Below are 12396 nucleotides of genomic sequence, written 5' to 3'. Positions count from 1 at the left end.
GCGCAGGCTGCGGAATCGCGACCCATGGCATGACCTCCATGATCGGAATCGACGTGATCGTGCCGCCCGTGGACTGCAGCAGTGATCGCGTCCGCTTCACCATCACGCCGCCATTGTCGCCCACGTCCGCAACGGATTGCGTCGACAGCTCGCGAGTCCGCGGCGGGAAGTCCGTGTCAAGGCGCTCGAGCACCTCCATCACTGCCCGCCCCAGTGCCTCGTCATCCCACGGGAAGTCGACCTGTCCGACTCGTCCGATTCGACGACTTGTCCCGACAAGTGTCGTCAATGCGCCCCGCGGAATCCCGAGCACGCCCTCGAGCGCGGTCACGATCGCCATCGATCGAGCACCCTCGGGCTGTCGCGTTCCTGAGCGCCAGGAGCTCAGCGTCGCCACCGAGACCTTCACACCCCGGGAGTCGAGGCTTTGATGGAGCGCGGTCAGCGTCGCACCTCGGATGTCGATCGCGCGACGCAGCCCTTGTGCGAAGGGGTGTGAACGGGGATGAACTCCCGACTGCTGCAAAGCCATAGGCCCATCCTCGATGATCAGGTGCTGTGTAGCGGATCAGGTCTCTTCGGAGCATGATGAGGGCCGGGACGGCTGAATGGCTCCGCCCCGGCCCTCATCCAGCAGCGTCAGACCAGGACGAACCCGGCCGTGAACGTCGCAGCGATGTCCTTGGCAGGGCCATCGAGATTGACAGCCTTGCGGAACTTCGCCTCGGCGGTGTATTCACCACTGCCGCCCTGGCCCCAGCCGCCCCATCCGGAGTAATACACGTCGCCGTTGGTCAGACGGGCGTAGGTGCCGTAGGTGCCGATCTCGAGCTGGGCGACGCCCTGCAGCGGAACCGCGGTCGGTGTGTTCGTCGCGCCGCTGAATCCGGCCTGGCCGAAGGCGTTGTATCCCCAGTACACGCCGGTTCCGTCCGTCCGCACGGCGCCCGCCGCATAGGTGTAGCTGTTCGAGTACACCGAGGCGTAGACGTCCGTGTCGTTGCCGATCCGCGTCGGGGTAGTGCGCCAAGTGAGATCCGCGCCCTGGCCCAGGCGATTCCCCGCACCGGAACCCCAGCCCCACAGGTGCCCGTTCTCGTCGACGACGTATGCGGCCGCCCATCCTGCGGCGATGTCGGTGATCTTGACGTTCCCGGGGAAGACCACCTGCTCGGGCTGCGTCGTGTAGGCCCCGATCGCCTTCGAGGCCAGTCCGAGCGAACCCTCGTAGTTGAATCCCCACGACCAGACGGTGCCGTCGTCCTTCAGGGCGTACCCGGTCCAGTCGTTCATCACGAGCTTCTTCACGCCCGACTTGAGCGAATCGTGGATGAGCTTCGGAGTGAAGACGCCGATGGGCGCAGTCGAGCCGCCGGTGAGGGTGCCGAAAGTGTTCCAGCCCCAGCCGTACGCGCCGCCGTTCGAGTCGATGGCGCCCTGGTTGTAGCGGCTCCCACGGGAGAGCGAGGTGAAAGTCTGCCCGGCATACGCCGTGACGATCTTCGCAGGCGTCCACAGCGTGGACTGATCGGTGCCGCCCTGCGCATTCGCGCCCTGGTAGCCGCTGCCCCACGAGAAGATCTCGCCCGCGCTGGTGAGAAGCGCGGCGCCGTAGTCGACGCGCGCCGAGATCGCGACGACGTCGAACTCCGGATGGTTCACGTAGGTCGGCAGGGGCTGGAACCCGCTGTTCCCGTTCCCGAGCCCGCCGGCGTTCGGCGCTCCGAAGCTGAAGACTGGTCCCTTGATGGTGATCTCGATGTAGGTCTCCGCCGTTGCGGTCTCGCCGCTCACAGTGGTGGAGGCGCTCAGCTTGACCCAGCCCCACCCCGGACCCGTGCTGATCGGGGCGACAACATAGGCGCCCGAGGCATCCGTGGTTCCAAGCGTCGCGATCTGCAGTCCGTTGGGGAGCTTCGCTGACGGAGCCTGCCCATTGGTCGCTGCGGCCGCCGCGACCGCCTGCGGGCCGGCAGTCAGTGTCGTTGCGCCGCTCGGCAGTGCCGGAGGAGTGGTGCCGGCGGGGAGTGCGGAAAGCGTGAAGGGGATGTTCGCACCCGGCACCGGGGCCGTGTTGCCGCCCGAAGTCCGCTCGACGACGGCGGTGACTTCGGAGTAGGAAGCGTTGTCCGGAGTGGTCTGGTAGCGGGACCGAGTGAATCGGATGGAGAGACCATCCACCACCACCGACGCCGCCGCGAGTGGCACGGCGACTGCGGCGGACATGACCGGCACGGACCATGCCGCCGCCTGGATGACCGTTCGCCGGGTCGGTCCCGCATTCTTGAGCGGTTGGGTGGTTTGCCTCGCAACGTGGTCTTGCATGATTGATCGCCCTCCGGGGGAAGCGCCGTTGGTGACCCGCAGCATCCTGCGCGTCTCCAATGGTCGTGCAGTAGAGGATGCTCTCCGGTTGTGGGGACGGTCGGGGAGCAGCGGATCCCTGTGTGTCAGCTGAGCCGCCGTTCAGAAGCTATCGGGACGATCGAACAACGCGGGAGGCGCGTCACCCGATGCGGGAGTTTCTGAAGGGGATGGGGACTTTTCCCAGAATTCCATACCTGTGCTGGTCGCCGGATGCGTCGGTGTGATCCCCGCTGCCGCAACCGAAAGCGCCGGCCCCGCGAGTGACCGGCGCTTCCGGTTCGGGCTGATCGCTCAGCCCCGACGCGGGATCAGCCCGCGGCCGGCGGCGTCACCGAGATGAGCGCCGCGGTGTTGTTCTGCATGGACTTCTTCACCGTGATGACGGTGCCGTAGCCCACACCCGAGTCGGCCGGGTTGCCGCTGCCGAGCACCGTGCTGCCGACCTTGACGCCGAACAGGTCGGTGGCCGGAGTCCCGTCGGGGTTGACGATGCGCGTGGTGTACGGTGCACCGCCGACCGAGGGCACGACCACCGATGCGTCGCGCAGGCGGTAGTACAGCGACCCGTCACGCAGCTCGAGGCCGGGGACCCAGCCCTTGTCGTCGGTGAAGCTGCTCACGGCAGGCTGCGGGGCGAGCGTGGTGCACGCCTCGTTGTAGGAGGCGTCGACCAGGCAGTCCTTGAACGCGTAGGTCGGCTGCAGGCCGAAGGCGGCGTTCGAGGACTGGGCGCGGCTGGAGATGTTCTTCAGCAGCGACGGGTCCAGAGCCGCCTCCGCGCCCGTGCGGCGCAGCGGGTCGAAGTGGCTGTCCACCAGGAGCAGGCCGCCCTTCGCGCCGTAGCTCGGCAGGCTCGTCAGGTTCGAGGTGACCTGGTTCGAGGTGCCGTACATCGCGTCGCGGTACCAGATCAGCGCACCGGGGGCGTTGTAGGGGACCTTCTCGACCTTCCAGGCCTCATCGCTGTACACCGTGGTGTAGCCGTACTTCAGGCCCTTGTCGAAGCCGTCCAGGTTGCGCCACTCGACCAGGTAATACTGCGCCTTGACCTGGGTTCCGCTGTCGTGGTGCCACCCGGTGCCGGTGGTGTCGGCGAAGGAGGCGACGGTCGCGGTCCAGCCGTTGTCGCCGTTCTCGACGTCATCGCTCCAGACGGTGTTCCCGTCGCTGGTGAGCGCGAAGTCGTCCGAGAACCAGTTGCGCTCCTGGAACGCGGCATCCGTCGCCTGACGCAGACGCAGCTGGATGTCCTGGCCCGCGTACGCCGACAGGTCGACGTGATCGTGCCGCCAGCCGTTGCTGGAGCCGGTCAGGCCGTACTTCTTGCCGCCGAAGTCCTGCATGCGGCCGTTCGGGTCGCTGTAGCCGTCATCGGTGGAGACCAGCGCGCCGGACTCGTCGTAGACCTTCTGCTCGGCCCAGGTGGAACCGCCGTCGGTCGAGACCTCGACGTAGCCGTAGTCCCAGTCCTCCTCGATGACGTAGTTGTTCCACATCGAGAACTGCGCGTTCGCGGGCACGTTCTCGATCGAGCGGGTCAGGCGGACGTCCGCCCAGTCCTGGTCGGCGCCGGAGTACCACATCTCGGATCCGCTGTGCGGGGTCGCCAGCACGATCTTCTTGTCGGGCAGGTCGACCTTGATGCCGTCCTGCGTGCCCTTCTTCGGGCGCGAGGTCTGACCCACCTTGATCGTGGTGGTGTCATCGCCCGGCTTGACGACCTGCGGGTCGGCCCAGCCGAGCACCCACTTGTCCCAGAGGCCCATGTGCGTGGGCATGGACTGGAAGATGGGTCCGGAGTGCGAGCCGGAGCTCATCAGATCCCAGAAGTCGATGTCCGAGTTGCCCGCGTTGGACGTGTCATACAGGTCGGGCAGGCCCAGGTCGTGACCGTACTCGTGCGCGAACACGCCGACGCCGGAGTTCTCCGGCTGCACGATGTAGTTCGACAGCTTCAGGTTCGTCCCCGGGATGGTGGCGCCGCCCGCGACCGCGGAGGAGTGCGCCCAGATCGCGTAGGTGCCCTCGGCGCCGCCGCCGCCGGACTTGTCCTCGCCCGCGTGCACGAGCACGACGTGGTCGATCACGCCGTCGGGCTCGTTGACGTTTCCGTCGCCGTCGCGGTCGCCCTGGTCCTCGATGTCGTAGTCGGCCCAGGGGAAGTCCGGGTTCTGCGCTGCGAGCGCCGCCACCGCGTCGATGGGCAGCTGCCCGGGGCCGAGCGGGTTGTCGGGGTGACCCTGCTGGTCCTGCATGGGCCCGGCCTCCCACTCACCGGCCTCGTTCCTGTGGCAGACCGTCGCGCCGTAGTAGCCCTCGGAGTGCGGCACCTTGACCCAGGGGGTCGCCTCACCGGTGAGGGTGTATGCCCCGCGGGACATCTCCTCGTACATGTTCTTCATGGTGTAGCCGGAGATGTCGAAGCCGGGCTTGCCGTCGGGTCCGGTCAGATCCGTGCGCACGCGCTCGGTGATGCCGTCCTCGGTGAAGAGCATCTTGTTGAAGTGCTCGCTCGAGAAGTCGGGCACCCACATCGTGTTGTTGTCCGCGTGCGCGGCATCCGCCGGGTTCGGGATACCGTTGTGCAGCGTCGGGCCCTGCAACGCGCCGGGCTTGCAGGTGGTCGCGCCGAACTCGGTCGGCACGTACAGGTCGCTGAAGTCCTCGCTGCCGTCGAACTCGACCAGGATCGTCAGCAGCTTCGCCTGCTGGGTGGTCTTCGACTTCTTCAGGTTCTTGGGGCTCTTGCCGGTCTTGATGGCCTTCGCCTCGGTCTTGGCCAGCTGCTGCGCGGCCTTCGGGTTGCCCTGCGCGAACTTCTGGTCGGTCTGCTTCGCCTTCTCGAGCGCATGAGCGCTGAGGGGCGTCTTGAGGACCCCCTTCGCGGTGGCGACGGCGGTGTCGTCCACGTGGTCGAAGGCCTCTTCCGCGCGTGGCGCGACGTAGTTCATGTAGTACTCGTCTGCGCCGATCGTGGCGGTGGGCGGCGGCGCGTCCGTGTTCGTCGGCGCAGCGGTCGCGCTGCTGGAGCCGAAGGCCACCAGGCCCGCGGCCGCCAGGGCGAACGCCGAAGTCGTCGCCAGGGCGCGTCGTCGCGCTCGGGCATTCCGTTCTGACATCGAATATCTCCTTTCGCACGGCGGCGCGAAGGGTCTTCGCGGCACCGCGATCGGCGGGCGCCGGGTGGACGCCCGGGGACTGTCTATCGTGCTCAGCCGGTTCAAAGGAAGTGGTGCGTGTGAAGAATAGACATTCGTCTATGCCGGGTGTCCGATGCGCCAGATAGTAGGAACCCCTAGTAATTGCCCTGTGTGCCGACTAGCATGATCACTGTGCCAAAGAAGGCGCAGAGGAGTGTCAGCACAATGACTCGTTTCATCCCCCATTTCGTAGGCGGAAAGTCGCTCGAGCCCACCGGCGGGCGCGTCGCCGACGTGTTCGATCCGAGCACCGGAGAGGTGCAGGCGCGTGTCCCGCTGGCTACGGCGGACGAGGTGCGCGCGGTCATCGAGAACGCCGCCGCCGCGCAGCCGGCGTGGGCCGCCACCAACCCGCAGAAGCGCGCCCGCGTGATGATGCGCTTCGTCGAGCTCGTGCACCGGAACATGGACGAACTGGCCGCCCTGCTCTCCAGCGAGCACGGCAAGACCTTCGAAGACGCCAAGGGCGACATCATCCGCGGACTCGACGTGATCGAGTTCTGCATCGGCGCCCCGCACATGCTGAAGGGCGAGTACTCCACCGAGGTCGGCACCGGCATCGACGTGTACTCGATGCGCCAGCCGCTCGGCGTGGTGGCCGGCATCACCCCGTTCAACTTCCCGGCCATGATCCCGCTGTGGAAGGCCGGTCCCGCGATCGCCAGCGGCAACGCCTTCGTGCTCAAGCCCTCCGAGCGCGACCCCTCCGTCCCCGTGCGGCTCGCCGAGCTGTTCCTCGAGGCGGGGTTGCCCGCGGGCATCCTCAACGTCGTCCACGGCGACAAGGTGGCGGTCGACACGATCCTCACCGACCCGCGCATCCAGGCCGTCGGGTTCGTCGGATCCACGCCCATCGCGGAGTACATCTACTCGACCGCCGCCGCCAACGGCAAGCGCGCGCAGTGCTTCGGCGGCGCGAAGAACCACCTGATCGTGCTGCCCGACGCCGATCTCGACCAGGCCGCCGACGCGCTGATCGGCGCCGGCTTCGGCTCGGCAGGCGAACGCTGCATGGCCATCTCGGTGGCCGTCCCGGTGGGCGAGGAGACCGCCGACGCCCTGGTCGCGAAGATCTCCGAGCGCCTGGGCGAGCTGAAGGTCGGCCCCGGGATGCAGGACGGCGTCGACTACGGCCCCCTGGTCTCCGCCGCGTCGAAGGCCCGCGTCGAGGGCCTCATCCAGGAGGGCGTCGATGCCGGTGCCACGCTCGTCGCCGACGGTCGCGGGCTGGTGGTCGAGGGCTACGAGAACGGCTACTACCTCGGGCCCACCCTGTTCGACCACGTCACCACCGACATGTCGATCTACCGCGAGGAGATCTTCGGCCCGGTGCTCTCGGTGGTCCGCGCGGCGGACTACGAGGAGGCTCTGGCCCTGGCATCCGACAACCCCTACGGCAACGGCGTCGGCATCTTCACCCGCGACGGCGACGCCGCCCGCGACTTCGCGGCTCGCGTGAACGTCGGGATGGTCGGTGTCAACGTCCCGATCCCGGTGCCGATCGCCTACTTCACCTTCGGCGGCTGGAAGGCGTCCGGGTTCGGCGACCTGAACCAGCACGGAGCCGACGGCTTCCGCTTCTACACGAAGACCAAGACCGTGACCAGCCGCTGGCCGTCGCATGGCGTGCGCGAAGGCGCCAGCTTCGTCATGCCCACGATGTGACCCCCGCCACCGCCGCACACATCCCCGAGATCCGAGGACCGAGAGAAATGACCATGATCGACAGCACCGTCACCGCCGAGGAGCGCGAGGCGATCCTCGGCGCCGTGCGCGACTTCGCCGAGACCGAGCTCGCGCCCTACGCCGCCGAGCGCGACGAGAAGCACATCTTCCCCCGCGAGACGCTGAACAGGGCGGGCGAGCTGGGCCTGGGCGGCATCTACGTGCGCGAGGAGTTCGGCGGCACGGGCCTGGCCCGCGTGGACACGGTCGCCATCTTCGAGGAGCTCGCCAAGGGCGACCCGGCGGTCGCCGCGTACATCTCGATCCACAACATGGTGGCGTGGATGATCGACACCTACGGCGACGACGCGCAGCGCGGCAGGTGGCTGCCGGCCCTGACCGCCATGGAGCAGTTCGGCGGCTACTGCCTGACCGAGCCCGGTGCCGGATCGGATGCCGCGAACATCGCCACCAGCGCGGTGCGCGACGGCGACGACTACCTGCTCACGGGCGTCAAGCAGTTCATCTCCGGTGCGGGCGAGGCCGGCGTGTACGTCGTCATGGCGCGCACCGGCGGCGCCGGCTCGGGTGCGCGCGGCATCAGCGCGTTCCTCGTCCCCGGAGATGCGGCCGGCCTGAGCTTCGGTGCGCCGGAGAAGAAGATGGGCTGGCACGCCCAGCCCACCCGCCAGGTGATCTTCGACGGCGTGCGGGTGCCGGCATCCGCCATGCTCGGAGACGAGGGCAAGGGCTTCGCGATCGCGATGTCGGCGCTCAACGGCGGACGCCTCAACATCGCCGCCTGCTCGCTGGGCGGTGCTGCCTGGGCGCTGGAGAAGGCCGTGCAGTACGTGCACGAGCGCGTCGCGTTCGGCGAGCCCCTCTCCGAGAAGCAGTCCATCCTGTTCACGATCGCCGACATGCGCACCGAGCTGCAGGCCGCGCGCCTGATGGTGCGCGACGGCGCCGAGGCCGTCGACGCGAAGGCGCCGGATGCCACGATGCGCTGCGCCATGGCCAAGCGCTTCGCCACGGATGCCGGATTCGAGATCGCCAACAAGGCCCTTCAGCTGCACGGCGGCTACGGGTACCTTCAGGACTACGGGGTCGAGAAGGTCGTGCGCGACCTGCGCGTGCACCAGATCCTGGAAGGGACGAACGAGATCATGCGACTCATCGTCGGACGCGAGATGCTGCGCCCCGCAGGTTCCCAGCAGATGCGGAGCGCATCATGACTGCGGCGTCTTCCAAGACCAGAATCGCCTTCCTGGGCCTCGGGCACATGGGCCTGCCCATGGCCGTGAACCTGGTGAAGGCGGGTCATGAGGTGCACGGCTTCGACCTCGTGCCCGCCGCGATCGATGCCGCGCGCGCCGCGGGCATCCCCGTCGCGGGCAGCGGAGCGGATGCCGTGCAGGACGCCGAGGTGGTCATCACGATGTTCCCCGCGGGCAAGCACGTGATCGCCGCCTACCAGGACGAGCTGCTGGCCGCTGCCGCGCCGGGCACCCTGTTCATCGAGTCGTCCACCATCGCCGTCGACGAGGCGCGCACGGCGCATCAGCTGGCGATCGACGCCGGGCATCGCAACATCGACGCCCCCGTCTCGGGCGGCGTGGTCGGCGCCGAGGCCGGCACGCTGGCGTTCATGGTCGGCGGGGCGGACGAGGACTTCGAGGCGGCCCTTCCGCTGCTCGAGGCCATGGGCAAGCGCATCGTGCACTGCGGCGGGCCGGGGCTCGGCCAGGCTGCGAAGGTGTGCAACAACATGATCCTGGGCATCTCGCAGATCGCGGTGGCCGAGGCGTTCGTGCTGGCGGAGCGCCTGGGGCTGGAGCACCAGGCCATGTACGACGTCGTGTCGCAGGCATCCGGTCAGTGCTGGGCGCTGACCACCAACTGCCCCGTGCCGGGCCCCGTTCCCACCAGCCCGGCGAACCGCGACTACCAGCCCGGCTTCGCCGGCGCCCTGATGGCGAAGGATCTGGGGCTCGCGCTCCAGGCGATCGAGCAGACGTCGACGGATGCCAGGATGGGCCGCCTCGCGCACGAGATCTACGCCGCATTCGCGGCGGGCGAGGGCGCCGGACGGGACTTCTCGGGGATCATCACCGACATCCGCAAGGGTGACGTCTGACCCTTTCCGTTGCGGAACATCTCCGGTTCCTGAGCGAGCGGAGCGAGACGAAGGGCCGACCTGGAATACTGGTCGTGCCGCAGTGCTGCGGCTGAGGGGAGTGACACATGGCCGACTACGAGACGATCCTTGTCGAACAGCGAGGACGGGTGGGCTGGATCACCCTCAACCGGCCGGAGGCGCTCAACGCCCTGAACGGTCAGGTGTCCGAGGAGGTCGCGGACGCGGCATCCGCCTTCGACGCGGATGAGGGTATCGGCGCCATCGTCGTCACCGGCTCCGAGAAGGCCTTCGCCGCGGGCGCGGACATCAAGGAGATGGAGTCGAAGACCGGTGCCGAGATGATCGCCACCGACCACTTCGGCGCATGGACCCGCTTCGCTGCCGTGCGCACCCCCGTGATCGCGGCCGTCTCCGGCTACGCGCTGGGTGGCGGATGCGAGCTGGCGATGATGTGCGACATCATCCTGGCGGGCGACAACGCCGTGTTCGGCCAGCCCGAGGTCAACCTCGGGGTGATCCCCGGCATGGGCGGCACGCAGCGGCTGATCCGCGCGGTCGGCTACTACAAGGCCGCCGAGATCGTGCTGTCCGGCCGCATGGTGAAGGCCGACGAGGCGGAGCGCATCGGCCTCGTGTCGCGCGTGGTGCCGGCATCCGAGCTGCTCGACGAGGCCGCGAAGCTCGCCGAGACCATCGCGTCGAAGTCGCTGCCGTCGATCTACGCCGCGAAGGCGACTCTGGATGCCGCGATGGAGACGTCGCTCACCGACGGGCTCGCCGTCGAGAAGGCGACGTTCGCCGCCCTGTTCGACACCGCGGATCAGAAGGAGGGGATGGCCGCCTTCCGAGAGAAGCGCCCCCCTCACTTCCAGCACCGATGAGCGCCATGACAGAGGTGCTGCCGGACGACGCCGACCTGACCCTCTCCGTGTCGGACCGTCGTGAGCTCGTGGAGTGGACGATCGCCTGCGCCGAGCGGATGCTGCCGCTCTTCCTCGCCGAGAGGCCGGACGACACCCGCCCGCAGAAGGCACTGGACGCGGCGCGTGCGTTCCTGCGCGGTGAGCTGAGCATCGAGGCCGTGCGCGAGAAGGCGTTCGCCTGCCACGCGGCCGCGCGTGAGGCGGACGACCCGTCGGCGCTCGCCGCCGCGCGGGTGTGCGGTCAGGCCGCCGCGGTCGCGCACATGGCCGGGCATGCCCGCCAGGTGCCGCGGTACACGGCCAAGGCGTTCCCCGGCGACCGCTCACGGCGTGACGAGGAGCTCGCCTGGCAGCGCATGAACGTCCCGGAGCGCTTCGACCACTACGTCTACGACGGCGACTGAGCGCGGCGAGCGCTTGTGTCCCGCCTGACGTCTCCCGCCCGGAGCTCGCGCCCGGCGAGATGGAAAACGCTGGCTCCGCTCGCCTCCCACCGACGTTCTCCATCTCGCACCGCGAGCACCGGATGGAATGCGCGGGTCCGGATGCCGTCGTACCGACGTTTTCCATCTCATGAGCGGCTCGTTGCGGCCGGAGGCCGCGTCCGCGGGCGACTCCACCTGAGCGCAGGCGGCGATCAGCCGCGCAGCTCCTCCAGAGCCTTCGCCAGACGGCGCTCGCGGGTGGCGTCCTGCTTCGCCTCGGCGATGCCCCGGGCGATCTCCTTGCGGCGGGTGAAGGAGAGGGCGTCGTAGGCCGCCTTGGCGGCCGGATCGGACGCCAGCGCCTCGGCCAGGGCATCCGGGACCTCGACCGTGCGCTCGGCGGCATCCGCGGCGATCACGACGTCGAACTCGTCTCCCAGCTCCACGCCCATCTCGGCGCGCACCGCCTTGCTGAACCCGATCATGTTCTGCCCGCCCATGCGAGCCAGACGCAGTCGCGCCGTGCGGCCGCCGATCGCGACGACGACGGGGAACGCCTTGGCCGTGCTGAGGAGCGCCACCTCGTCGTCGTCCAGCACGATCGCCCCCGCGGGCCCCATCGGCTGCAGGATCTTGTGCGCTCTCAGCTCGCTCATGCGCGCCAGCCTAATCGCCGCCCGGGTCGCATGACACCCCGCCTTTCCGGCCGGCGGTCAGCCGAAGTGCGCCGCGATCGCGTCGTTGCGCTCGGTGATCACGGCGACCAGATGGCGGCGCATGACCAATGCGTCCACCAGCCGGCCGAGCGGACCGAAGGGGGAGCGGAACTCGAGGGTGTCCCGCATGAGCGTGCCGCCCTCGGTGGGCAGGAACTCGTGGGTGTGCCGGAACTCCGCGAACGGACCCCTGGTCTGCCGGTCGCGGAACCGGCGCGGTCGGTCGACGTCGAAGACCACCGACGACATCCGGAAGCGGATGCCGAAATGCCGGGCGCTCCAGGTCACCTCATCGCCCTCGCGCATCGTCCCGGTGGTGACGCCGGCGACCGCGCGCTCGCCGCGCGAGCTCTGCGAGGCCAGGTGCAGTCCGACGTCGAGGGAGATGTCGAACACGTCCTCGGGCGACGCGGCGATGATGCGCTCCAGGACGAAGGAGGCCATCAGAGCGGGTCGGGGACCGGGCGCGGGTCGGTGAAGTCGCCCGCGTTCTTGCGCATCCTGGCCACGATGCCGACCAGGGCGCTCGCATCGTCGGCGTCGATGCCGGGGCTGCGGAACACGTCGGTGTTCAGCGCGCGGGTGGCGCGCTCGACGAGGTCGCGCCCGGTCTCGGTGAGGGTGAGCAGTGCGGCGCGGCCGTCATGGGGGTGCGGCTCGCGCAGCACGAGACCGTCGCGCACCAGCCGCTCCGCCGTGCTCGTGACGCTGGTCGCGTGCACCTGCAGGCGTGCGACCACGCTCGACAGCGGCAGCGTGCCCGACCTGCTGAACGCCAGCAGCCGCAGCACCTCGTACCGCGCGAACGTCACGCCGAAGGGCTTGAGGGTGGCATCCACCCGCGCCAGCAGCAGCTGCTGCGCCCGCATGACGGAGGTGACGACGGCCATGCCGTCGGCCGCGTCGTCCCAGCCGTGCGCGAGCCATTGCCGTTTCGCTTCGGCGAGCGGATCGATCGAC

10 protein-coding genes and 1 pseudogene are annotated in these 12396 nt (G+C 68.9%); 5 read left to right on the top strand and 6 right to left on the bottom strand.

The window, feature by feature from the left end; genetic code table 11:
• The 3 genes and pseudogenes from BGN97_RS14090 to BGN97_RS14080 all read right to left on the bottom strand — a co-directional run.
• Window positions 1-532: pseudogene (locus tag BGN97_RS14090) on the bottom strand (hypothetical protein); the annotation flags it as partial.
• Between the two features lie 107 nt (window positions 533-639).
• A complete protein-coding gene (locus BGN97_RS14085) occupies window positions 640-2226 on the bottom strand; it encodes a hypothetical protein (protein WP_292702765.1) in 1587 nt (528 codons plus the stop codon).
• Window positions 2227-2675: 449 nt separating this feature from the next.
• Window positions 2676-5486: an immune inhibitor A domain-containing protein gene (locus BGN97_RS14080; protein ID WP_292702762.1), complete on the bottom strand. Its 2811-nt coding sequence runs from the start codon at window positions 5484-5486 to the stop codon at window positions 2676-2678.
• Window positions 5487-5732: 246 nt separating this feature from the next.
• Here BGN97_RS14080 and BGN97_RS14075 point away from each other — a divergent pair, with 246 nt between their 5' ends.
• The 5 genes from BGN97_RS14075 (at window position 5733) to BGN97_RS14055 (ending at window position 10699) form a co-directional block, all read left to right on the top strand.
• Window positions 5733-7232 carry a CoA-acylating methylmalonate-semialdehyde dehydrogenase gene (locus tag BGN97_RS14075; protein WP_292702759.1) on the top strand — a complete coding sequence of 500 codons (1500 nt, stop codon included), beginning with the start codon at window positions 5733-5735 and terminating at the stop codon, window positions 7230-7232.
• A 47-nt stretch (window positions 7233-7279) separates the two neighbouring features.
• On the top strand, window positions 7280-8467 hold the full coding sequence (locus BGN97_RS14070) for an acyl-CoA dehydrogenase family protein (protein WP_292702756.1): 1188 nt from the start codon (window positions 7280-7282) through the stop codon (window positions 8465-8467).
• Window positions 8464-9369, top strand: coding sequence for a 3-hydroxyisobutyrate dehydrogenase (gene mmsB / locus BGN97_RS14065; RefSeq protein ID WP_292702753.1), 906 nt, complete (start codon window positions 8464-8466; stop codon window positions 9367-9369). Before BGN97_RS14070 ends, mmsB begins: the two co-directional genes overlap by 4 nt.
• A 107-nt stretch (window positions 9370-9476) precedes the next feature.
• On the top strand, window positions 9477-10253 hold the full coding sequence (locus BGN97_RS14060; protein ID WP_292702750.1) for an enoyl-CoA hydratase-related protein: 777 nt from the start codon (window positions 9477-9479) through the stop codon (window positions 10251-10253).
• A 5-nt stretch (window positions 10254-10258) separates the two neighbouring features.
• Window positions 10259-10699: a putative immunity protein gene (locus BGN97_RS14055; RefSeq protein ID WP_292702747.1), complete on the top strand. Its 441-nt coding sequence runs from the start codon at window positions 10259-10261 to the stop codon at window positions 10697-10699.
• Window positions 10700-10932: 233 nt separating this feature from the next.
• On the opposite strand, the gene BGN97_RS14050 is transcribed toward BGN97_RS14055, so the two are convergent.
• The 3 genes from BGN97_RS14050 to BGN97_RS14040 are packed head-to-tail and all read right to left on the bottom strand — an operon-like array spanning window position 10933 to window position 12392.
• Entirely contained in the window at window positions 10933-11376 is a 444-nt protein-coding gene (locus tag BGN97_RS14050) for a YdeI/OmpD-associated family protein (protein ID WP_292702745.1), read from the bottom strand.
• 57 nt (window positions 11377-11433) lie between these two features.
• A complete protein-coding gene (locus BGN97_RS14045; protein WP_292702742.1) occupies window positions 11434-11880 on the bottom strand; it encodes an SRPBCC family protein in 447 nt (148 codons plus the stop codon).
• Complete coding sequence (locus BGN97_RS14040; protein WP_292702925.1) at window positions 11880-12392, bottom strand: MarR family transcriptional regulator; 513 nt, start codon at window positions 12390-12392, stop codon at window positions 11880-11882. The genes BGN97_RS14045 and BGN97_RS14040 overlap by 1 nt, the downstream gene beginning before the upstream one ends.
• Window positions 12393-12396 lie beyond the last annotated feature (4 nt).

The sequence above is a fragment of the Microbacterium sp. 69-10 genome (assembly GCF_001897945.1).
Classification (GTDB): Bacteria; Actinomycetota; Actinomycetes; order Actinomycetales; family Microbacteriaceae; genus Microbacterium.
The sequence above is the reverse complement of the archived record's forward strand: the minus strand, read 5'-3'. Positions and strand labels throughout refer to the sequence as shown.

Excerpts from the sequence above, each read along its gene's own strand:
- BGN97_RS14085 (WP_292702765.1), bottom strand. The coding sequence starts at position 2,226 with ATGTCCGCCGCAGTCGCCGTGCCACTCGCGGCGGCGTCGGTGGTGGTG.
- BGN97_RS14060 (WP_292702750.1), top strand. The coding sequence starts at position 9,477 with ATGGCCGACTACGAGACGATCCTTGTCGAACAGCGAGGACGGGTGGGC.
- BGN97_RS14080 (WP_292702762.1), bottom strand. The coding sequence starts at position 5,486 with ATGTCAGAACGGAATGCCCGAGCGCGACGACGCGCCCTGGCGACGACT.
- BGN97_RS14050 (WP_292702745.1), bottom strand. The coding sequence starts at position 11,376 with ATGAGCGAGCTGAGAGCGCACAAGATCCTGCAGCCGATGGGGCCCGCG.
- mmsB (WP_292702753.1), top strand. The coding sequence starts at position 8,464 with ATGACTGCGGCGTCTTCCAAGACCAGAATCGCCTTCCTGGGCCTCGGG.
- BGN97_RS14055 (WP_292702747.1), top strand. The coding sequence starts at position 10,259 with ATGACAGAGGTGCTGCCGGACGACGCCGACCTGACCCTCTCCGTGTCG.
- BGN97_RS14045 (WP_292702742.1), bottom strand. The coding sequence starts at position 11,880 with ATGGCCTCCTTCGTCCTGGAGCGCATCATCGCCGCGTCGCCCGAGGAC.
- BGN97_RS14075 (WP_292702759.1), top strand. The coding sequence starts at position 5,733 with ATGACTCGTTTCATCCCCCATTTCGTAGGCGGAAAGTCGCTCGAGCCC.
- BGN97_RS14070 (WP_292702756.1), top strand. The coding sequence starts at position 7,280 with ATGACCATGATCGACAGCACCGTCACCGCCGAGGAGCGCGAGGCGATC.